The organism is Saccharicrinis sp. 156, from assembly GCF_050589685.1.
Taxonomy (GTDB): Bacteria; Bacteroidota; Bacteroidia; order Bacteroidales; family Marinilabiliaceae; genus Saccharicrinis.
Window position 1 is genome coordinate 1 of the sequence record NZ_JBNGOS010000030.1, and the last position, 21,782, is coordinate 21,782.

Below are 21,782 nucleotides of genomic sequence, written 5' to 3' on the forward strand. Positions count from 1 at the left end.
TATGCCTCGTTTCAGTAATGCCTTGTTTTATTGTACTTGCAATGCTCATGACGAACCCCCAATACATAATCCGGGTTAAATCGGTAAGCATTTTATATTTGACTTTCAAAAATGCTTATGGGTTACCTCCGATTTTGCAACTCACTCTTTGGAGGATTGTATGCGAGCCAAGGAGATGGATGCTCCTAATTGAATCCACAAAAGATACAACCAGATAGCTGAGAGATTTTTTGCGGATTTTGGTGTAATACTTTTTATATTGCTGTAAACTATTCTGGAATATACTCGTTTAAGATTATATTTACATTTTCCTTTAAAAAGATGGTGATGGCACATAAAGTTCCGGTTATAGTATTTATCGTTTTAGCAATTAGTATTCATTCTTTGCGTTCTCAGGAAACATCGAAAGTATCCCTTGTTTTTATGGGGGATGTGATGGGGCACGGAACCCAAATAAAAAGTGCATTCAACCCTGAAACCAAGCAATACAGCTATGACGGATGCTTTAAGTATGTTAGCAATATTTTTGAAGATGCCGACTTTGCCATCGCAAACCTGGAAGTAACATTAGCCGGTCCCCCGTTTGAGGGATATCCTCAGTTTAGTTCGCCCGATGCGCTGGCCGTTGCCATGAAAGATGCGGGTATAGATGTTATGGTGACCGCTAACAATCATTGCGTGGATAGGGGAAAACAAGGATTGGAAAGAACCATTGATGTGCTGGATAGTCTGCATATTCCCCATACAGGAACGTTTAAAGATGAAACGGAAAACCAACGTAATAATCCTTTGTTGTTGCAAAAAAATGGAATAAAAATAGCTGTCATTAATTATACTTACGGAACGAATGGAATTCCTGTGACGAAGCCCAATGTGGTTAACTTTTTGGATAAGGATGTGATTGTTCGCGATATAAAGAAGGCCAAGAATCTTAAACCTGACAAGATTATCGCTTTTGTTCATTGGGGGCTGGAATACCAAACCCTGCCCAACGCCGAACAAAAAATGTTTAACGATTACTTTAAGGAGAACGGTGTTGATGTTGTCATCGGTTCACATCCTCATGTACTACAACCCATTCAATACGAAAAGGATCATTTTGTGGTATATTCCCTGGGTAACTTTATTTCCAATCAACGAACGGCTCCCCGGGATGGAGGGGTTATCATTCGGCTGGAGTTGACCAAAACAGGGAATAAAACGGAGGTTAGCGATGCGGGCTATTACCTGACCTGGGTTCATACACCACTGGTAAATGGTAAAAAAGAGTTTATGATACTACCAGTCACTGCCTTTGAGCGGGAGGCCCAGTTTATGGATCAAGAAGCTTATGAAAGATTACAAGAATACGGACAAGAAGCCCGTGATATCTACAAACAAAATACCAATATTCAGGAATATTTTTTCGATAAGAATCTACCTGGCTGGGTTAGGGTCGGTGATCAGTCAATAGTGATCAGTCAACAGTAACCCGGAGCTGAGTGTAATGATAAATTTCATATGTTTAGCAAACTAAGTTAACGGTTATATAAAGGTAAACTGGTCATTAATCATTGGTCAATTTTGGAGTCTGGTCCGCTCGTAGGGTACTGAAACGATATCCAATCTCAAAAGATTTAGTTTAACCAGATCATTCTGGTTTTTTCCTAAGCCGAGAGGCTCGGGTAATTACGGTTGCGCAGCAACTTGGCAGGAAGATTACCCGGAGATAATAGATGTTGGAAACTAATTGTTTAAAAGTATTGCCGGTGAATCAATGCTGTGATGTCTGTTTTTCCTATCTTTGCATTAAATTAGGATTCCATGAAGCTTCCAAAAATCAATTTGCCATCGTACCTAAAAAACAAGTACATACTTACACTTGCGGTTTTTGGCGTTTGGGTGGGTTTTTTCGACCAAAATAACCTTTGGGACAGGACCAAGCTTTCGTCAAGGATACGTCAGTTAGAAAAACAGAAGCACCACTACGAAATAGAAATAGAACAAAACGAGCGCAAGCTGAGCGAAATCAAGGAAAGCCCGGAAAGTCTTGAGAAGTTCGCACGTGAAGAATATCTGATGAAAAAGAAAAACGAAGATATTTTTGTGGTGATCGAAAACGAAGATTAAAGCTTGATTGAGTTACAATTGATTGCTTCGGACTGGCTATATATGATCTACTCCAATCATTTTCTTCTTCTTAGTTCTCTCGTACTGCCCGCAGCATTTCTCTCTTACCGGGAGGGCCGGGCAAACGTTCCACAGTGAATCCTACTGCCTGCATGGTTCTGCGAACCACACCTTTGGCACAGTAGGTAGTTAAGATCCCCCCTGGCAACAAAGAACTGTACGCTCTTTCAAATATCTCTTTGCTCCAAAGTTTGGGTTGGATATCCGGTGCAAAAGCATCAAAATAAATGAGGTTGTATTTTGGTTCGAGTCTTACTTCCTTAAAATCAACTTGCTGTTTGTTAAGGTAAAAACCGTCCTTTATTTTGTTTTCTTCTTCCCAGTTTGATTGATGTAAGCGCTTAAAAAGTTCCTTATGTTTTCCCTCAAAAAGATCACCATAATTGAGTTGATTGATCATGCTTGATTCTATGGGATATTTCTCCATGGAATGATAATGGATTTCATTACTCTCTTTATTTAAAGCAGTTAGAAAGGCATTAAGACCCGTTCCGAACCCAAATTCCAGGATGTTTATTTTGTCCGCGGTAACCAGTCTTAAACCAGCATTGATAAACACGTGCATCGATTCCTGCACGGCGCCATTGGTAGAATGATAGTGCTCGTTTAAATCAAGTACATAAAGTGTATGGGAACCATCGTTGGATGTTATTATTTTGTGTTTCATTAATATGCTTAATCTATTTTTTTTTATTTTTCTTCAATCTATATTCCTTAAAGTAGTCATTAATTATACTGATATAGGATTCATAAGCATTTATGCCATTTTCTGTAATAGTACAAGTTGTAAGAGGGTAATTGCCTTTAAACGATTTTTTTATATCTACATACGCTGCATCTTTTAGCTTGCTCAACTGAAAACTTAAATTGCCTTTTGTAGTGTTTATATTATCTAAAAGATAAGCAAACTCAGCACTTTCAACACCAACCAAAATGGACATTATAGCAAGCCGAATTTGTGAATGCAATATGGGGTCAAGATCTTTAAACATTATTTTTTTCTTTGCGTTGAGCATATAACATATGTCCGGGGATCACAAATGCAACAAACCAGGCAATAGCTTCAATAAGCATTTGACTAATTAATAAAAAATATGACGCTGTTAATCCCAATATGGCAAATAAAATACCCCCAATGATAATCATTTTATACCTGATAACAACGCCTGAAATAGTAATGGCAAAAGCAATTAGAATCATAAAAATTGGGTGTTGAAGTTCAAAATTTATCTTCTGCAATACGTTGAATTGAATAAGATTAATAAATACCATACAAAAGAACATTGACACCCAAATATACCTAAGCGAAATTCCTATGTAGGTTTTTACTTTCTTTCGCTCTTTGGTGATATAATATATGGTGAAACCAATTGCAAACAAAGGTAATAGTATTCGCAAAGGACGAACTATTGACATAACTTGCTGAGAAGTAACCAGAATACTTGTCAGATAGTTTAGAAAGAAATAATTGATAAACATGGTCCAGCCCCAAATGATAAAAAGAATTCCGTCATTTTGTAGTTTTTTACGTGAAACTTCAATCATATCCTTAATTACCCTTATGGATTGTTCTTCATCGAATACATGTATGTTTTCATCTGGTTTCATAATTAAATAATTTAGTATACAGACTAGTTTGTAATACAAACTTAATGAAGTTTGCGTTACAAACCAAAAATATTTGAATGAATAATTAATAACAAATCTTTACGGAGGTGTTTAAACAAAAGCTATTTTTACATGATACATGAAGAAGGAAGCGCAAATAGGAGAAGAGGGAAAAGTAAGGAAGATTATCCATATTGATATGGATGCTTTTTTTGCTTCGGTGGAGCAGAGAGATTTTCCGGAGCTAAGAGGTAAACCGGTTGTTGTGGGTAGTCCTTCACCACGGGGGGTAGTTGCGGCAGCTAGCTACGAGGCACGTAAATTTGGGGTAAAATCGGCTATGCCTTCGAAAATTGCACTAAAAAGATGCCCACATCTAATTTTTCAGCCACATCGGTTTGATGTTTACAAATCTGTTTCGGCACAAGTAATGGATATATTGTACGAGTACACCGATTTGGTAGAACCATTAAGCATTGATGAGGCTTTTTTAGATGTTACCACCAATAAAAAGAACCATAAGTCGGCCACCATCATAGCGCGTGAAATTAAGCAGCGTGTGCGGAAAGAGACTCAGCTGACAGCCTCGGCCGGAATTAGTGTAAACAAGTTTCTGGCTAAAATAGCATCCGATCAGGACAAGCCCAATGGCCTGTTTGTGATTAAACCCGATGAGGTACTTCCATTTATCGAAAAATTATCTATCAGGGATTTTTTTGGTGTAGGTAGAAAGACGGCGGAAAAAATGAACAAGCTGGGGATTTATACTGGCAAGGATTTGCAGGCCTGGAGTTTAAACGGACTGGTAAGGCATTTTGGGAAAGCGGGTAATTTCTTTTACTCCATTTCCAGAGGGGTAGATAACCGACCGGTTGTTCCCAATAGAGTAAGGAAATCTGTAGGTATTGAAAATACGTTTGGTAAAGACCTGGAAACTGATGCTGAGCGAAACGATCAGTTAGGCATACTTAAAACGGGTTTATGGCAGAGAGTCAATAAATCGAGGAAATTTGGAAGAACGATAACATTTAAAATAAAGTTCAACGATTTTAAGCAGATCACCCACAGCAAAACGGTTTTGCATAAAATTGAAACTGAGGAAGAAATGTCGAAACTTGTGATGCAGTTGATGGAGGAGGTGAAGTTCGACAAGAAAGTTCGTTTGATGGGATTAAGTATTTCCAATCTGGAAGGAGAGAAGACCCATCATAATCCGGTTCAGTTGACCATTGACTTTGACTGACCGGAAGAAACTTTTCCAAAGTTCTAAACTTTGGAAAAGTAGCAGTTGGTTATTTGATTTCTTGAATTTTTTCAAGCAGTTCTAGGGATTTGGTCATGAGGTCGCTACGGAGCTTGGTGTAGTATTTTTTCACCAATTTTTTGTTGTGTTTGCCGTCAGGGTGATTGGCTCTTGCAACGAATTCGTTTCTCATTTCAATCGCTTCGGTTAATATAGGCGTAAGATCTTCTTCTTTTACGTTTTCCATCAGCGTCAGCTTCAAATACCCTTGCGTTACAATTTCTGATGCCAGGTAATTAATATCTTTTTTAAGTTCTTTAATGTTTGCCATTGCATAAATTTTTACGATAGAATAATAATGCAAGATACATTATATTTTACAGGCGTCAATTAATACTATACGAAAAGTATTAATTGATTTTAAAATTAATCAGACAATTAAACGTGTTTATAAAAATATATATCTACTTGGCCTTTTAATAATATATTTAAGAATGATTATTACTATTTTTAGGGTAATTATGGGATTGTGTATCGAGCATGATGGGGTTGTAAGTTGTAATTTTTACAATTACCATTGAATTATTCTTGCTTAATAATGCCGAAACTCCCTTTTGTTTTGAATCGCAATGAGACCAAGTATTCTTTTTTGATGTTCGTTGGTTGTAATAGCGACTAGAATGTAATAGATGAATAAAAAGACCTAGCCTATGAAGAAAGTATATTATTTATCCACTTGTTCTACATGCCGCAGGATAATTAGGGAGGTGGAGCCAGATAGCGAATTTGTATTCCAGGATATAAAGAATGAAACGATAAGCAAGGCGCATTTGGATGGTATTTACAAACTTTCGGGCAGCTATTCAAGTATATTTAATAAGCAGGCCCGTAAATACAGGGAAATGGGATTGCATTCGCAAGAACTGGGCGAGGAAAGGATGCGCCAATTGATATTAGAGGAATATACTTTTTTGAAGAGACCTATCTTTATCATTGACAACCAAATATTTATTGGAAACAGCCGTAAAGTTGTGAATGAGCTAAGCACATTTATGCAGATTTATAAAAGGCATTCGGTTTCATCCAACTAACTGTCTAGCCACTCCTTAAAAACGGAGGCTTTAGCTCTGCTTACCATAAACTTTTCATCGAACTGAGGTAGTAGCTTAACCACCAGTTTACCGCCAAAATGATTTTCGAGCGAGTGAATAGCCTTAAGGTTAACTATTGCTTGTCTGTTGGCTCTTATAAATACGGCAGGGTCAAGTTCTTCTTCCAGCTTGTCGAGTGTGAAATTAATAATGTGTTGTTTCCTGTCAAAAGTCACCACATAGGTTATTTTAGCCTCAAAGTATATGTAAGCAACATCTTCTACCGGAATGGCAAAAAAAGCATCTCGTTTAGATACTAAAAAACGCTTGCGATAGTTGGCCTTCCCTTCCTTAATCCCCTTAACCAGCTCGGCGTAATTAATGTCCGGTTTATTCTCTTCCTCAAAGCGTTTAAGTATTTTTTCTACTTTTTCAATAGATTCCAGCAAAGATTCTTTTTTAACCGGTTTTAATAGGTAATCAATACTGTTTAACTTAAAGGCTTTTACTGCGTATTCGTCATAGGCTGTCGTAAAAATTATCCCACTCTCCACCTTTACCTTGTCGAAAATTGAAAAACTTAAGCCATCGGCCAGTTGAATATCCAAGAATATTAATTGGGGATGCTCGTTGCTTTGTAACCAGTTAACCGTATCTTCCACACTATCGAAAATACCAAGTATGTTCCAGTCAGGGCGTAGTTCTCTAATCATGCTTTCCAGCATTTGTGCGCTAAACTGTTCGTCTTCTATAATTATGGTGTTAAAAGCCATGGTCATTTTTTTAAGGTTAATCAATTAGCGGTATTTCGACCTTGAAGTTATACTCGTCTTCGGTAATCTTGTATTCCTCGTCGGTTAGTATTTTCAACCTTTTGCCAAGGTTGGATAGTCCCGTTTTAGTGGAATATGTAGACTCTTTCTTTTGTTTGTTATTAATCACATAAAGTTTTCCGTCCTCGGTACCAATTTTAACAGACAGTGGTTTTGAACGCGAGGTAATATTGTGTTTTATCGCATTTTCAACCAAAACCTGCAGTCCGAGGTGCGGTAACCGTTTGTTGAGCATATCGTCGGGTACATTCACTTCAACCTCTAATCCGTCCCCAATTCTGGCTTTATGCAATGTGGTATATGCTTCAACAAAAGCAAGCTCTTCCTTTAAACTAATGGCTACCTGTCCTTCTTCAATTAAAAGATATCGGTAAACATCGGTAAAGTTTTCTGCAAAATCAATGGCTTTTTCCTTATCTGTTCTGATAATAGCAATCAGCGTACTTAAGTTGTTAAATAAAAAATGCGGGTTCACCTGATCTTGTAGCGCTTTGTAATCGGTTAGTATTTTGTCCTGCTTTAGCTTTTCATTTTCCACCATAAAATACTCCATGCTTTTATGAAAGTTTCTTGCTATTATCATAATTAGGAAGATAGCCATATATAGAATACCAAAAGCAAAGGTGAGGTTGTATTTTTCGAGGTCGACTATGGGTCTGGATACAAAATATGGTTCGATTTGTGGTGCTATCCATTTTGTAAGTAGCATCCAAATGATTGCAAAAACTATCAAAAGGAAAGTCCTTGTTTTGACTTTTTCGTGCCAGGGGAATTTTTTTTCTATGAATTTATCGAATAAAACAACTGATTCTATGTAAAAAACAAAAATACCCGAGGTAAACACAAGACCTCCCCAATCAAATGTTTCACTACTGAAGATAAGTTTATGTACTATAATATAAAAAGATATGTTCATCATCAGCTCAAACACAATTCTTCTTCTGAAACTTACAAATCCTTTGTCTCGATGTAACTTTCTCCAATGTTTACACTTATCGTCTATGTTCAAAAGCTTTTTCATTCCCATGCATTAAAATTAAAGGTTACCCGCAAAAATCCAATAATTATGAAAAGATTATTTACACTGCATTTTAAAACCTAATTGTTAACATACCTTTGTATGCTTATTTTCGCAGGCAACCTTTTTCTTATAATAAACCTAATGCTTTTTGATATCTTGTTTTTAACACCTGAAAGTTTGTCAATGCTTCAATTTCTTTTGAATACGCATTTTGCCACGAAGCCTGTGCATTTAATAAATCTGTTGTGGTATTTAACCCCACATCGTAACTAGCCTGTGTTTCCTCCAGGCTTTCCTGTGCTTCTTGTTTGTTTTTTTGTGCCCAAAGTATCGATTCGTACTCTTCCTGTAGTTGAATCATCACTTGTTGAACCTCCAATTGAACCAGCTCCTGTGTATCGTGCAAGTTAAGTTGAGCCTGTTGAATACGGGCCTGCGCAGCCGACTTTCTGTGTTTCTTTTCTCCCCAGTGAAAAATAGGTATGGATAAAGAGGCACCCAAGGTTACCATTCCGTCTTGGTACAAATCGCCATACTGATTATATTGGTATGCCACCTGTGCGCCCAATTGAGGCAGAAACTCGGCATTAACCATCTTCTTTTGGTAATCTGAAATTTGAGCCTGACCATCCAATATTTTTAATTCCTGACGTCCGGCAAGGGCTTTTTCCTTACTGTCCGACATGTTGGGTAATGTTGGGTTTGGATTCACCTCCTCGGTTATGTCAATTTGGGTATTTAGGGGTAAGCCAATAATCCGGCACAAATTCATTTGCATAATACGATAGCCGTTACGGGCTTTTAAAAGATTCAGTTCTGCTTCATTTTTCTGAACGGTAACCCTTAGTTTTTCACTTTTGGGTATCAGGCGTAACTCGTACATGTCGTTTAGCTGGTCTTCCAGACTATCCAACATCTGCACGTATTTCTCGGCAAGTTTTACCGTTTCGTTCATGGCCGCCAATTGCCAATACGCTTCATCTGTATTTAAAATAACCTGGGCTTCCTGCAACTGATAAGCCTGCTCGCTGATTTCAACACCCGTTTTGGCCATCTTATTACCCAGGCGAACTTGTCCTCCGGCATATATCGCTTGCTGGGCAGTAACCCCAGCCTGAAGTATAGATAAATTTTCGGTTTGAAGAGCTATTCCCGGGAAATACGCATCACTTGCAGCTGCACCTTCTTCAGGTCCTGTTGGTAACTGGAAACCTGGCAGTTCAATATTATCCAATGTGGGTATTAAGGAAGCAGACCCGTTACCATCGATACTTGGTAAGTAATTGGTGAAAGCTTCTTTTCTTTGTGCTTCTGCTTCTACTTTTTGCAAGGCAGATATCTTTAAACTCTTGTTGAACTCCAACGCAAGGTTACGAGTCTCCTCAAGGTTTAAAGGTTTTTTTTGAGCTTCGGAGGATAGTCCAAAAACTACCCATCCTATGCCTAATATTATAATTTTTGAATAACCTTTCATATGTTTAATAATTTATTCTGGTCATGCCAGTTAATCATGTAAAACTTTAGTGTTCACTCTGTAAAGAATGGCGTACAATACAGGTACTACTAATAAGGTAACCAATGATCCGATTAACAGACCAAACATTACCGCTACTGCCATACCCTTAAACATCACATCAAACAATAATGGCATCATACCTAAAATAGTAGTTAAAGAAGCCATCATCACAGGACGCATCCTTGAAAGTGCGGAATTGATGATAGCATTCAACTGATCTACCCCCTGATTAATTTCAAAGTTGATTTCATCGAGTAAAACAATAGCATTTTTAATCATCATTCCAATTAGTCCCAGTGTACCAATAATTCCCATAAAACCAAATGGGGTGGCCATTACGTGATGCCCAAGGGCAACACCAACTAAAGCCATTGGTACAACGCCCATTACAATCATTGGTTGTTTTAAGTTGTTAAACAGTAGAATGATAATCAGTACCATAAGTCCAAGTGCCAATGGTAACAGAGCAAACAAATTCTTGTTTGCTTTTGCACTATCTTTATGGTCACCTAACCATTCTAGTTGGTAACCATGAGGCAGTTCTATAGCCTCAACACCTTCGTGAACAGAGTTCCATAACTCAGGAGCGGTAACGTCTGCAACCGGGTTGCATTGTGCCTTGATGGCTCTGATACCATCGTATCGACGTATGGTTCCGTCCTGCCAGCTTATGTTCACGGAATCGATAACCTGACCAAGCGGTGTGCTCGTCATGGCGTTACTCCAAACCGGTACCGACTCTATGTTTTCAACATGATTTCCAATAGGTTCTTCCATTTTTAAAATTACCGGGAGCATGTCTACTCCTTCGTATAATGCACCTACAGGCATGCCGTTAGAAGCTATGGCCAATGAATTAGCCACATTACTCCTGGAGATTCCTGTTAATCTTGCCTGATCAACAGAATATTCAGGTGTTAATATTTTGGATTGGTTTTTCCAGTTATCGGTGGCCACTTGCGTTAACGGGCTGGCTCGCATCGCTTCTTTTGCTTGTTTGGCCAGGTCGCGTAATACGGCTGGATCGGGTCCTGTAAATTTAGCTTCTACCAGATACTCGCTAAAAATTGGGCTGTAGGTTCTCACCCTTACAAACGCCTGCGGATATTTTTTCTGCAGAAATGGAAGGATTTCAGCTGATGATTTTTGATATGCTTCAAAATCCGTTGCGTCGATAATCAACTCGCCATAGTTGCTGTTCAATGTATTCATCGGACGTAATAACGTATACCTGGCAGGTGTTTGTCCTATGGCCATGGTGATGCTTTCTACGCCATCCCAATCTTTCAAATCTTCATATACATTGTCCAGATCTTCTTCTACCTGATATATATCACTACCTTGTGGTAACCAATACTCAATTACATACTGAGCATAGTCGAGTCCTGGCATAAACTCTTGCCTAACAAATTTGAAGGACCATAAGGATATAAACAATAGTATAGTTGTAATGGCTATAAATACTGATTTGTGCCATAACATTTGCTTCAGGGTATTTTTAAACCATCTGTAAATACCATTATCATATGGATCTTTGTCTTCACCGTCCTTTTTCAGCCCATCCTTCTTATAAAACCAACTGGCCATGTAGGGTGTTTGAATCATGGCAAATACCCAGCTCAGGAAAAGAGAAATGGCCAATACGTAAAAAAGTGACTTTAAAAATTCACCGGCCCCTCCTGGAGAAAACCCTAATGGCATAAAGGCCAGGATGGCAATAACCGTGGCTCCTAATAGTGGAACAGCTGTTTTTTGAGCGGTATTGACAAAAGCTTTTTTGCGCTCCACACCTTTTTTAAGGTCTATCAGAATTCCATCGGCAATCACAATGGCATTATCTACCAACATACCCATTGCCACAATGATGGCTGCCAAGGATACACGCTGTAGTTCAATCCCCATAGCCTGCATCACAATAAATGTAGCCAGTATGGTAAAAATAAGTCCACTAGCAATTAGTAAACCGGAACGAAGCCCCATTGCAAATAACAGTACAACGATTACAATTAATACCGATTCAATCAGGTTGATCATAAAACCTTTGATGGCAGTACTAACCGCATCGGGCTGAAAGTAAACTTTGTTGATTTCGATACCTACTGGTAAATCTTTTTGAATATCTGCAATTTTTTCGTCAAATACCTTTCCTATCTTAACTACGTTTACTTTACTTTCTACCGAAATAGCCAACGACATGGCAGCTTTCCCGTTGTATTTAAAAGCACTTCTTTGTGGCGTATAAAAACTTCTTTCTATCGTTGCAATTTCGCCTAAAACAAAAGAACCACCTTCTGGCACCTGCACCAATAAGTTCTTGATATCATCGATACTTTTAAATTTGGCACCGAGGCTTAATCTGATACGTTCGGTACCCACTACCACATCTCCCGGATTTACGATACTTGCCTGGTCATTGATAGATTGAACAATTAACATTGGGTTAATACCCAGTGAAGCAAATTTCTCAGTAGAGAACTTGATATCAATTGTTTCTGTTTGTTGACCGAAAATTTCGATTCTACGAATATCATCAACCAACAATAATTCACGTTTAATATACTCTACATAATCGTTCAGTTCACTGTACGAATAACCATCGGCACTGACCGATATAAATATACCATACACATCACCAAAATCATCCACTACTATCGGTTCGCTTGCTCCTTCAGGGAGGCTACCCTTGGCATCGTTAATTTTTCTTCGCAGATGATCATACAACTGCGGCATTTGGGGTGTTCGTACTTTGTCACTAACATTTACAGTAATCTCAGACATGCCATCAACAGAACGGGATTCCACAAAATCGATGTTCTCTAGTTTTTGTATAGCTTTTTCCAGTACATCGGTTACTTCTAACTCTACTTCTGCTGCAGAAGCGCCTGGATAAGGAGTCATCACAACGGCCGACTTAATTGGAATTTCCGGATTTTCTAATTTTCCTAAGCCATCAAAAGCAAGAAAACCTCCCAAAAACACAGTAAACAAAAGGGTGGTGATAAACGCCTTTTGATTCAATACCTTTTCTAACATTCCTTTACTCATTATAGTAAACCTCCGATATTTGTTTCAGATTGTTTAGGTAAAACTTTTACTTTTTGGCCTTCGATTAAAGAATGCACACCGGCAGTTACTACTTGCTGGCCTGCTTTGATATGGTTTTTAATTTCGATTAAACCATTTTCGCGAACTTTAGATGCAAAGACTTCATGTTTCTCAACAGTTGAGTCTTCAGAAATAATCCAAACATGTTTTTTCCCGGCTTCGGCAAAAACAGATTCAATAGGAACCAACATTCCGTTTTCACCTTCTTCGAATTTTAAAACGTTTACTTTGGCCACCATACCGGGTTTAATGCCTTTGTTTAGGTCGTTGCCTTGCAATAGTATTTTAGCTTCAAACATACGATCGTCGCCAGTCTTTTTGCTTAAGGTTTTTACTTTAGCAGGAATATTGAACTGGTTCGCATTTTTAATATCGCATGTTATTTTGCTTATCTCGTTCATCGCATTGATCTGTCCTTCAGGGATACTGACAACCACTTCTAAATCTGAAAAGTCAAGCAACTCCACGACAGGTTGACCGGCGCCGACTGTTTCAAAGTTTTCAATTAGCTTTTGGTTTACATATCCGGCAAAAGGAGCTCTTAAATCGGTGTCGGTTAGAGCATTTGTGGCAGCTTCATATTGGCTTTTAGCCATTAGATAACCTGCTTTTAGCTGATCTAAAGTGTTTTCCGGAAGTTTTTTGCGTTCGTAAAGTTCCAGGTATCGTTCGTATTCCGCTTTCGCCTGGGTGTATCGGGCTTCCGTGGCCTGAACTTGTACATTGTAATCACGTTTATCTATACGTGCTAGTACTTGACCTTTTTGCACATAGTCACCTGCATCTACTAATAACTCTTGAACCGGGCCACCCACTTTAAAGGATAACGTAACTTGTCGGTTTTCCTTTACCACTCCATTGTAAATTAGTTTGCTGTTTCCGTTGGCGGGCAACACTTCACTTGACTTTACATACCTTACTTGTTCTGCTTCCTGTGTTGCGCACTTATCGCCACACGATGTAAATACTACGGCAATCAAAACTAGCATTGAGAGCCATAAACTTTTACTTTTCATCTTAATTATTTTAGGTTTTATTTTTATCGGTTTTATGACGTTACAAATGTATTATTTGAATACGTGCGCGTAATGTTTAAATAAAACGAAATGGTTAAATTTCTGATTGAAATAAATGATGACGGAATTGGATGGGGAATGGTTGGTGTCTTCTTAAATTTAAGGGAGGAAGTGTTTAAGAATGTTAAACCCGGATTATGCAATAGAACTTCCTCGTGAACATTGAAAGTGCAATCTTACTAGGTTTTCATCGTTATGGTGAGTTGAAGTGAAGCAGCGGAGTGTCTTGTTTTGAAACAATTTTAATGTGTAATAGATTTTCTAATGCATATTGCGGGTTAAAGTTAAGGTGGCTTTTAAAGCCAGGTGGCATTTTATAATGATAGGTGAAAATGATCCGGCTAGTCACTTTTGTTCAAGCAATGCCCACTTTTGTTCAAGCAATACTTTCTATAGTTCAAACAATGCCCATTTTAGTTCAGGCAATAACCTCTTTAGTTTAAACAAAGCCTTCTTTAGTTCAAGCAATGCCCGCTTTAGTTCAAGCAAAGCCTACTATTGTTCAAGCAAAGCCTACTATTATTCAAACAATGCCCACTTTAGTTCAGGCAATAACCTCTTTAGTTGAAGCAATGGCTTCCCATTGTTTTATGGCAAGAGAATAAAACAACCATACCCCTTGGTAAAATTGCGGCATAAATGCTTAGTTTCGAATCATTAAGTTTTATAATTTAGGTTCATTCTAATAGGAGCGGCTATGATCAACATTTGAGCAGTATCTATATCTATAATAAGTTAGAAAGCTACTTACTTTACCGGTACGGTAAATTTAAATTCACTACCTTTCCCAAGTTCGCTTTCCACCCAAATTTTACCGTTGTTTTTTTCAACAAATTCTTTGCAGAGAATCAAACCTAAACCTGTACCTCTCTCCCTGGCAGTTCCTGTTTCCGATAGTTTGCTGTCAATTCTAAAAAGTTTGTCGAGATATTCTTTTCGGATACCGACTCCGTTGTCCGAAATTCCGAATTGGATGCCGTGTTTTATGCATTGTGTGGTTATTTGCACCGTTCCTCCCTCACCTGTAAATTTTAAGGCGTTGGAAACCAGATTTCGCAATACGGTTTTAAGCATGTCCTGGTCTGCCCATATTTCAAGGTCACATTCTATTTTCGACAACAATTGAATCCCCTTTGCCTTTGCTTGTTGATCTGCTTGTGAAATGATTGCGTTGATGGCTTCCGAAGGTCTAAATCTTTGTGGGTTTGTATTCAGCTTATTGGATCTAAGGCGAGACCAATCCAGCAGATTTTCAAGCAATTTAAAGGTGTGTGTAGCCGCTTCGGTAATTGAATTAGCATACTGTTGTATTTGATCTAAGTTGCCGTTTTTTACGCTGTCGGACAGTATTTTGGATAATCCCAGTAAAGAATTGAAAGGATTTTTGAGGTCATGGGCTATTATCCTAAAAAACTTATCTTTTGTAGCATTTAACTGGGATAGTTGATCAATCTGGTCGCTAATCAACTCCTCGATTTCCTTTCGTTGGGTAACATCTCGTTCAATATACAACACCCCAACAGGTGTATCGTTCCCATCGCGCAGCACATTGGTGTTGACCTCGCTATAAAACTTGCTGCCATCCTTACGGACCATTAAATATTCGGCGGCACCGGTTAAATTGCCTTTTATCACTTCCGAAATAAAGAATACCGATTTGTCGTGAAAGCTTGGGTCAACAAATTCCAGTGCATTCCTACCGATGATCTCATCTTCATAATCATATCCCCACATCGAAACTATTTTAGCGGTAACAAATTCTACTTTTCCGTCCAGGTCTGTTATCGCAATTCCATCAGGAGACGTTTCGATGATGGTTTTGAATTTTTGCTCGCTTTCTTTCAGTGCTCTTTCAACCAATTTTCTTTCCTGTAACGTAAAAATAAGTTTGTTAAAATAGAAGGATGTGTCTCCCAGGTAACTAAAGTCTTGATGCAGATCGCCTTCCGAGATACGCTGAATTTGCCACATTAAGTGGTTTAGGTTGGTTTGCAGTTGCTTGAAAAGAGCTATGTATGGGTTGTTTTCCGGAGCCTGTGTTTCAAAGTTCCCTTTGGATAATTCTGTAATAAAATTCCGGGATTCGTTGTTTTTGTGGGCAAGATCGATGATAGAATAATATAGGTCCTTTTCGTCACGATCCGCGATTTTTTCTAGGTCCGATTTGAGGTTGTGGAGAGAAAGATCGACACTTTCGCCTTTTGATATTTGCTTTATGATTTCGGTTAATTTTTTTTTCAATTTGCGGATGTTATATGATGAGAGCAATGTTATATCGACAAACTGCGTGCCAGTCGACCGATAAATTATTTCTCTTACATTTTATAAAAATAAGCAGGCGCCACAACTAAATAAACATCGATTTTGACTATTCCTCACCACTAAACCAACAACTGGTATAGGAATAATCAACAGGTTTTATTGGGGCGTATTCTGTCGCGCTAAATTAACACAAAAAATCAGATTTTCATTAAACATTGATGCAGGCATCAGTTGAACGTATCTCATCCAATATTATTCAATCGTAAGGTTATAGGCACCTTTGGTAAGTACTTTTCCACTGAGGTTTATTTTTTCTTTCAGTTCGGAATAAAGGTTATTTTCGCGAACTATATTTACTTTTACCTTTTTAAAGGAATAACTTTCATTGGTTTCATTATGAAGGAGTAAAATAAATCGATCATTATCGCTATTTAAAACAGCGGATGTATTTATGGCCAAAGCGGAATCTTCTGTTAATATGATATCTCCTTCAACATACTGATGGTTTACCATATTTGTAACATTCTCTATGTTGGCAAAGCATTCGACGGCTTTGGTGGTTGAATTTATGGTTTTTCCAACATGAGTGATTTTACCGTAATAAGCATTGCGGCTACTACCGGTAGTATTAAATTCAATTCTTTGGCCGTTAAATATTTTCCCGATGTCCTTACCGAAAATAGGAATGGATAAACGGAAGGTAGATTGATCGACAATTTCGGACAATGCGACCTGCGGTTCCACAAATTGACCAATAACTGCATTCAATTGCGTAATATAACCATCAATTGGTGTTTTTAAAGTATAGCTTGCTGAGAATTTGCCATTGGCAATTGGCGTAGTGTTTAATCCGGCGTTTTCAAGTTTTATTTTAAGTGCATTGTTCCTGGCCAATTCCACCTTATATTCACTTTCCGATTGCATAAAGTCTTTTTGGGCACCAATGTTTTCCTGAAACAAATTACTGGTTCGTTCAAACTCTTTTGTTAGGCGATGAAGGGTAGCCGCAGACTCGGCAAAATCTTTCTGTAAATCGATAATGTCCAGGCCTGAAATCTCAATTACGGGAGTTCCCTTTTTTACCTGATCACCATTGGCAACACGAATACTTTTTATGGTTCCTGCAATAGGTGCGCTGATGATCGCTGTTCCATTGGGAGAAGAAACAACTGTTCCCGTAAAATGGAGCTTATCTGCAAATGGAATGGACTCTATTGATCCTAACTCCATGTTTTCCGACTGAAATTGTAGTTTGCTAATTTCAATCAGTTCTAAACCAGAATTGTCATCAGACTCAACCGCCTGGTTTTTGCAGGCTGTCAAGAGCAAGATAATGGCGAATAGGAGGGTGTTTATTCTATTGTTCATGGCGGAGTTGTTTATTCGGATATGTACATTAATTCAGATGTGCAGCGGTTATACTGATAAAGGTTTTCTAAATAATCGATTTTTATTTTTAGGGCATTTTCATACCCGTTGATAAATTGATGAAAGCCGATTTGCCCCAACTGGTATGATTTTAAAGTGGTTCTGGTCAGTTCTTCTTGCAGCTCTTTTCCTGACGAAATATAATTGTCAATCAGGGTTTTGTGTTTTAACTGTTCGTTTTTCAACGCTTTCAAACGGGTTTTGAACGCAATGGATTTATATTCGTTTTGCAAATGTTGTGCGCTGCTGGCAAATTTAGCCGCTTTAATTTTGGCGGAGTGACTCCCATAAAATAAGGGCACGGCCACACCAATTTCAAAACCATGATAGTTTTTAGCGTTGTCGTAGCTATTGCTGCCTACAAAATAGTTGAGTGACAAATCGGGCAGTACCTTCTGTTTTTCTATTTCTATTAAGGCATTGGAATAATCGTTTTTGTACTGGTAAAACTGCTCTAGGTGAGATGTGGCTTGTGTGCCTTGTGGCGTTTCAATCATCTCTGGGAGATTGGAGATCTCAAAGTCATCCTGATAATTCATCAATGTTTTCAGGTTGCTGTATTCGCTCTGAATATCTAATTGGGTGCCATTTAGCAACGCCAAGATTTCATTGCGTTTGGCTTTTATGTTAAGCATCTCCAAATAACTGGCGTCTTCCTGTTTCAATCGTTTTTGTGTTTGCAGATGCAATTCATAAAACAGGCTATCCAGATCGTCATACACCAGTTTTTTATTGAGCAGCATTTGGTATTTATAGAATACATCGGCTATATTTCTTTTAAGCTCATTTTTTAGTAATTCTAATTCTAGCTCAGCAATTGAAATATTAATCTTACCGGCTTTTTTGTTTTTCAAATACAAAGTAGGAAAACTAATTTCCTGACCTATTGCCCATACGTTGAGTGGATGGTTGTTTTCTGCGATGTTATTTTCGTCCGTGCTATACGCAATACTGGTTTTGTTAATATCAAAAGAAGCTTTTTTCAAGCTTTTGCTTTGCTCAATATTTAAGGTATAAGCCTTTATTTTCTGATTGTTCTGCAGGGCAATATCAACAATCTGATTCAGGTCCAATTGCTTTTGTTGTGCTGTGCCTGTAACGCTGAAAAATGCGAATAAAAGAATGACAACGGTGCATTTGCTTCGTATCACCCTAAATGGAAAAAGTTTAATAGCTGTTACATTGTAAAATATTTCAAACAATAAAGGCAAAGCGATCATTGTGAGCATGGTAGATGTGATAAGGCCTCCAATTACAACCGTGGCTAGGGGACGCTGTACTTCGGCTCCCGCACCTGTGGAAATGGCCATGGGTAGAAAACCCATGGCGGCAGCACCTGCCGTCAGCATCACAGGGCGTAATCGATCTTTGGTTCCTTTTATTATTAACTCCCGCATGGTGTGTTTTCCTTCTTTTTGCAGTTCTTTTAGGTGTTCTATCAATACTATTCCGTTTAAAACCGCAATACCAAACAATGCAATAAAGCCAACCCCAGCCGATACGCTGAAAGGCATGCCTCTAAGCCAGAGTAACAGTACACCACCAACTGCCGACAAGGGAATGGCCGTGTAAATCATAATGGCATCCTTGACCGACCGAAAAGCAAAATGAAGAAATATAAATATAAGCAACATAGCTACGGGAACAGCTAACATCAGTCGATTGGTAGCGTTTTTTAGGTTCTCAAATTGTCCCCCGTATTCAATGTAGTTGCCTGGTCTCATTCGTACGTTTTCGTCAATTTTGGTTTGGATATCTTCGATAACGGATTGCAAATCGCGGTTTCTGACATTGACACTGACTACCACACGCCGGTGCGTATTGTCCCGGGATATTTTGGCTGGGCCGGTTGTATATTTAATATCGGCCAATTCAGATAAGGGAACTTGGACTCCGTTGATGACCGGTACCTGTAGCTCGCGTATGTTGTTAATATCGGTTCTGCTGTTCTGGTTGAAACGCATCGCCATATCAAAGCGTTTTTCTCCTTCGAATACCACACCGCTTATTTTTCCTCCAAAAGCCGTGGATATATACGAATTCAAAGTATTTATATCTATGCCATAGTAGGCCATTTTATTTCGGTTGTAGCTTACTTTTATTTGCGGCAACCCGGTTGTTTTTTCAAGGATAATATCTCCCGCACCCGGAATGTCAGCTATCAAGTTTTTAATTTCAGCCGCTTTCGTATTGATATAATCCAAATCCTCACCGAACACTTTGATAGCGATATCGGATCTTACCCCCGTAATCAGTTCGTTAAAACGCATCTCTATGGGCTGGGTAAACTCGTATTCAATGCCCGGGATAATCTCTAAAGCTTCTTTGAACTTGTCGGCAAGTTCTTCCTTGTTTTCAGCATGTATCCACTCGTTTTTTGGTTGGAGTTTGATGATCATGTCAATTTCCTCTATCGACATAGGATCCGTTGGGACTTCGGCAGCCCCAATCCGCGAAACGATTTGATCGATCTCATCAGGAAAGGCTTTTATTAGTATTCCTTCCATTTTAGTGGTGGTTTCAACCGTTTTTGTTAGGGATGTCCCGGTTTTTAACACGGGCTGAATAACAAAGTCGCCTTCGTCCAGTGTTGGCACAAATTCTCCACCCATGTTGTAAAACAGCCCTCCGGTCAAAACCAATACAGCAACGGCTACCCCTAGCACAAGTCGTTTATTACGGCACGACCAATGCATAACGGGTGTATATGAGCGCTTAACCATTTCCATAAACTTATCGGAAAAATTGGGTTGTTCACTTTTCTGGGGGCGCAAAAATAACGAAGAGGCAACGGGCAACCAGGTTAAGCCCATGACCATGGCACCTATTATGGCAAATGAAAAGGCCAGCGCCATAGGCCGAAACATCTTGCCTTCAACGCCTGTAAGGGACAAGATTGGAATAAAAACAATAAGTATGATGACTTGACCGAAAATGGCTGAATTCATCATTTTGGACGAGCCTTCAAAAGATATTTTATCCATTAGGTTTTGTCGTTCCTCCCCTGAGCCATTGATAAGATCCTTTCTTTTGAGCGTGGTTTTAATAGCAATATATTCCACTATTATGACCGCTCCATCAATGATAATTCCAAAATCGAGTGCGCCCAGGCTCATCAGATTTGCATCCACCCCAAAAACATACATCATGGAGATGGTAAATAGGAGAGCAAGGGGTATCATAGAAGCTATGACCAAAGCAGAGCGCAAGTTCCCTAGCAATAAAAGTACCGTCAACATAACGATGATGGCACCCAGAATTAGGTTTTCGGCGACAGTGTTTGAGGTTTTCGAAATCAGTTCACTACGTTCTAATATTGGATTCACGAAGACACCTTCGGGCAGGTTCTTTTGAATTTCTGCTACCCTGGTTTTTACTTCGTTTATAACTTCTTTTGAGTTTGCATTCTTCAACATCATTATTTGGCCGAGCACGGTTTCGCCTTTTCCATTTGCGGTTATTGCTCCATAACGATTGGCATAACCAAAATTCACCTCTGCAACATCTTTCACCAGAACAGGAGTGCCTGAATTATTTTCTATTAATATATTTTCTATGTCACTGAGCGACTTTACCAGCCCATCTCCACGGATGAAATAGCTCTGGTTGGTTTTTTCAATATAAGAACCTCCGGTAATGTTATTGTTGTTTTCCAGAGCTACAAATATTTGCATCAGGGTAATGCCCATGCTTTTTAATTTGAACGGATCAATAGCCACTTCGTATTGTTTCAAAAAGCCGCCCCAGCTGTTAATCTCTACCACGCCATTTATTCCGGATAGCCGGCGCTTTATCACCCAATCCTGAATGGTTCTTAATTCCATGGCTGTATATCTGCCCTCGTATCCGGGTTTAACATCAACGATATATTGGTAAATTTCGCCCAGGCCGGTGGATATGGGGCCCATTTCGGGAGTGCCGTAGGCTTCAGGAATATTGGCGGAGGCGCTTTTAATTTTTTCAGCAATGAGCTGTCTTGGCAAATAGGTGCCAAGATTTTCTTCAAACACCACCGTCACCACCGAAATGCCAAATTTGGAAATCGACCGGATTTCTATAACTCCGGGTAAGTTTGCCATCTCCATTTCTACCGGAGCCGTGATAAACTGCTCAATTTCCTGGGTGGAGAGATTTCCTGATGTTGTGATTACCTGTACCTGGTTGTTGGTGATGTCAGGTACGGTTCCTACCGGTATTTTAAAAATGGCATGTACACCAAAGAGCACAATGGATATCGTAAAAAGAATGACGATGAGCTTATGCTTTACACTGAAATTAATTATTTTTTCAAGCATAGTAATGTTGTCCGGGTTATACTTTTAGCATATCTGTCTGTATCAACGGTATCAAACTATTGAACAATACGTTTATGAATCTGAAAATTTAGCGATAATTTTAGTTTTTTGCAAATCGCAAAACATAGGACATGA

At 38.8% G+C, this 21,782-nt stretch carries 16 protein-coding genes; 4 read left to right on the plus strand and 12 right to left on the minus strand.

Annotated elements, in window-relative coordinates; genetic code table 11:
• Positions 1 to 327: 327 nt before the first annotated feature.
• Both ACRD64_RS17605 and ACRD64_RS17610 read left to right on the plus strand, forming a co-directional pair.
• A complete protein-coding gene (locus ACRD64_RS17605; protein WP_430934774.1) occupies positions 328 to 1,470 on the plus strand; it encodes a CapA family protein in 1,143 nt (380 codons plus the stop codon).
• Between the two features lie 333 nt (positions 1,471 to 1,803).
• Positions 1,804 to 2,109 (plus strand): FtsB family cell division protein, encoded by a 306-nt coding sequence (locus tag ACRD64_RS17610; RefSeq protein WP_430934775.1) that lies wholly within the window; start codon positions 1,804 to 1,806, stop codon positions 2,107 to 2,109.
• Positions 2,110 to 2,179: 70 nt separating this feature from the next.
• Here ACRD64_RS17610 and mnmD read toward each other — a convergent pair whose 3' ends face one another.
• The 3 genes from mnmD to ACRD64_RS17625 are packed head-to-tail and all read right to left on the minus strand — an operon-like array spanning position 2,180 to position 3,777.
• Positions 2,180 to 2,836 carry a tRNA (5-methylaminomethyl-2-thiouridine)(34)-methyltransferase MnmD gene (mnmD, locus tag ACRD64_RS17615; protein WP_430934776.1) on the minus strand — a complete coding sequence of 219 codons (657 nt, stop codon included), beginning with the start codon at positions 2,834 to 2,836 and terminating at the stop codon, positions 2,180 to 2,182.
• 13 nt (positions 2,837 to 2,849) lie between these two features.
• A complete protein-coding gene (locus ACRD64_RS17620) occupies positions 2,850 to 3,161 on the minus strand; it encodes a winged helix-turn-helix domain-containing protein (RefSeq protein ID WP_430934777.1) in 312 nt (103 codons plus the stop codon).
• Positions 3,154 to 3,777, minus strand: a complete 624-nt coding sequence (locus ACRD64_RS17625) for a hypothetical protein (protein ID WP_430934778.1) — start codon at positions 3,775 to 3,777, stop codon at positions 3,154 to 3,156. Before ACRD64_RS17625 ends, ACRD64_RS17620 begins: the two co-directional genes overlap by 8 nt.
• A gap of 139 nt (positions 3,778 to 3,916) precedes the next feature.
• Here ACRD64_RS17625 and dinB point away from each other — a divergent pair, with 139 nt between their 5' ends.
• Positions 3,917 to 5,020 (plus strand): DNA polymerase IV, encoded by a 1,104-nt coding sequence (gene dinB / locus ACRD64_RS17630; RefSeq protein WP_430934779.1) that lies wholly within the window; start codon positions 3,917 to 3,919, stop codon positions 5,018 to 5,020.
• A 49-nt stretch (positions 5,021 to 5,069) separates the two neighbouring features.
• Here dinB and ACRD64_RS17635 read toward each other — a convergent pair whose 3' ends face one another.
• Positions 5,070 to 5,351: a hypothetical protein gene (locus ACRD64_RS17635; RefSeq protein ID WP_430934780.1), complete on the minus strand. Its 282-nt coding sequence runs from the start codon at positions 5,349 to 5,351 to the stop codon at positions 5,070 to 5,072.
• Positions 5,352 to 5,730: 379 nt separating this feature from the next.
• On the opposite strand from ACRD64_RS17635, the gene ACRD64_RS17640 reads away from it, so the two are divergent.
• Positions 5,731 to 6,111 (plus strand): arsenate reductase family protein, encoded by a 381-nt coding sequence (locus ACRD64_RS17640; protein WP_430934781.1) that lies wholly within the window; start codon positions 5,731 to 5,733, stop codon positions 6,109 to 6,111.
• On the opposite strand, the gene ACRD64_RS17645 is transcribed toward ACRD64_RS17640, so the two are convergent.
• The 8 genes from ACRD64_RS17645 to ACRD64_RS17680 form a co-directional block, all read right to left on the minus strand.
• On the minus strand, positions 6,108 to 6,884 hold the full coding sequence (locus tag ACRD64_RS17645) for a LytR/AlgR family response regulator transcription factor (RefSeq protein ID WP_430934782.1): 777 nt from the start codon (positions 6,882 to 6,884) through the stop codon (positions 6,108 to 6,110). The genes ACRD64_RS17640 and ACRD64_RS17645 overlap by 4 nt on opposite strands.
• Before the next feature lie 16 nt (positions 6,885 to 6,900).
• Positions 6,901 to 7,965: a sensor histidine kinase gene (locus tag ACRD64_RS17650; protein WP_430934783.1), complete on the minus strand. Its 1,065-nt coding sequence runs from the start codon at positions 7,963 to 7,965 to the stop codon at positions 6,901 to 6,903.
• A gap of 127 nt (positions 7,966 to 8,092) precedes the next feature.
• Positions 8,093 to 9,439 carry a TolC family protein gene (locus ACRD64_RS17655; protein ID WP_430934784.1) on the minus strand — a complete coding sequence of 449 codons (1,347 nt, stop codon included), beginning with the start codon at positions 9,437 to 9,439 and terminating at the stop codon, positions 8,093 to 8,095.
• Between the two features lie 30 nt (positions 9,440 to 9,469).
• A complete protein-coding gene (locus ACRD64_RS17660) occupies positions 9,470 to 12,514 on the minus strand; it encodes an efflux RND transporter permease subunit (RefSeq protein ID WP_430934785.1) in 3,045 nt (1,014 codons plus the stop codon).
• A gap of 11 nt (positions 12,515 to 12,525) precedes the next feature.
• The gene (locus ACRD64_RS17665; protein WP_430934786.1) at positions 12,526 to 13,602 is read right to left on the minus strand and encodes an efflux RND transporter periplasmic adaptor subunit; all 1,077 of its coding nucleotides are present in this window, start codon (positions 13,600 to 13,602) and stop codon (positions 12,526 to 12,528) included.
• 807 nt (positions 13,603 to 14,409) lie between these two features.
• A complete protein-coding gene (locus ACRD64_RS17670) occupies positions 14,410 to 15,903 on the minus strand; it encodes a PAS domain-containing sensor histidine kinase (RefSeq protein WP_430934787.1) in 1,494 nt (497 codons plus the stop codon).
• A gap of 273 nt (positions 15,904 to 16,176) precedes the next feature.
• Positions 16,177 to 17,292 carry an efflux RND transporter periplasmic adaptor subunit gene (locus ACRD64_RS17675; protein WP_430934788.1) on the minus strand — a complete coding sequence of 372 codons (1,116 nt, stop codon included), beginning with the start codon at positions 17,290 to 17,292 and terminating at the stop codon, positions 16,177 to 16,179.
• An 11-nt stretch (positions 17,293 to 17,303) separates the two neighbouring features.
• A complete protein-coding gene (locus ACRD64_RS17680) occupies positions 17,304 to 21,647 on the minus strand; it encodes a CusA/CzcA family heavy metal efflux RND transporter (protein WP_430934789.1) in 4,344 nt (1,447 codons plus the stop codon).
• Between the last annotated feature and the right edge of the window lie 135 nt (positions 21,648 to 21,782).

Coding starts and splice junctions, on each gene's coding strand:
- ACRD64_RS17660 (WP_430934785.1), bottom strand. CDS start 12,514: ATGTTAGAAAAGGTATTGAATCAAAAGGCGTTTATCACCACCCTTTTG.
- ACRD64_RS17675 (WP_430934788.1), bottom strand. CDS start 17,292: ATGAACAATAGAATAAACACCCTCCTATTCGCCATTATCTTGCTCTTG.
- ACRD64_RS17650 (WP_430934783.1), bottom strand. CDS start 7,965: ATGAAAAAGCTTTTGAACATAGACGATAAGTGTAAACATTGGAGAAAG.
- dinB (WP_430934779.1), top strand. CDS start 3,917: ATGAAGAAGGAAGCGCAAATAGGAGAAGAGGGAAAAGTAAGGAAGATT.
- ACRD64_RS17645 (WP_430934782.1), bottom strand. CDS start 6,884: ATGGCTTTTAACACCATAATTATAGAAGACGAACAGTTTAGCGCACAA.
- ACRD64_RS17620 (WP_430934777.1), bottom strand. CDS start 3,161: ATGTTTAAAGATCTTGACCCCATATTGCATTCACAAATTCGGCTTGCT.
- ACRD64_RS17605 (WP_430934774.1), top strand. CDS start 328: ATGGCACATAAAGTTCCGGTTATAGTATTTATCGTTTTAGCAATTAGT.
- ACRD64_RS17665 (WP_430934786.1), bottom strand. CDS start 13,602: ATGAAAAGTAAAAGTTTATGGCTCTCAATGCTAGTTTTGATTGCCGTA.
- ACRD64_RS17635 (WP_430934780.1), bottom strand. CDS start 5,351: ATGGCAAACATTAAAGAACTTAAAAAAGATATTAATTACCTGGCATCA.
- ACRD64_RS17625 (WP_430934778.1), bottom strand. CDS start 3,777: ATGAAACCAGATGAAAACATACATGTATTCGATGAAGAACAATCCATA.
- ACRD64_RS17680 (WP_430934789.1), bottom strand. CDS start 21,647: ATGCTTGAAAAAATAATTAATTTCAGTGTAAAGCATAAGCTCATCGTC.
- ACRD64_RS17655 (WP_430934784.1), bottom strand. CDS start 9,439: ATGAAAGGTTATTCAAAAATTATAATATTAGGCATAGGATGGGTAGTT.
- ACRD64_RS17610 (WP_430934775.1), top strand. CDS start 1,804: ATGAAGCTTCCAAAAATCAATTTGCCATCGTACCTAAAAAACAAGTAC.
- ACRD64_RS17640 (WP_430934781.1), top strand. CDS start 5,731: ATGAAGAAAGTATATTATTTATCCACTTGTTCTACATGCCGCAGGATA.
- mnmD (WP_430934776.1), bottom strand. CDS start 2,836: ATGAAACACAAAATAATAACATCCAACGATGGTTCCCATACACTTTAT.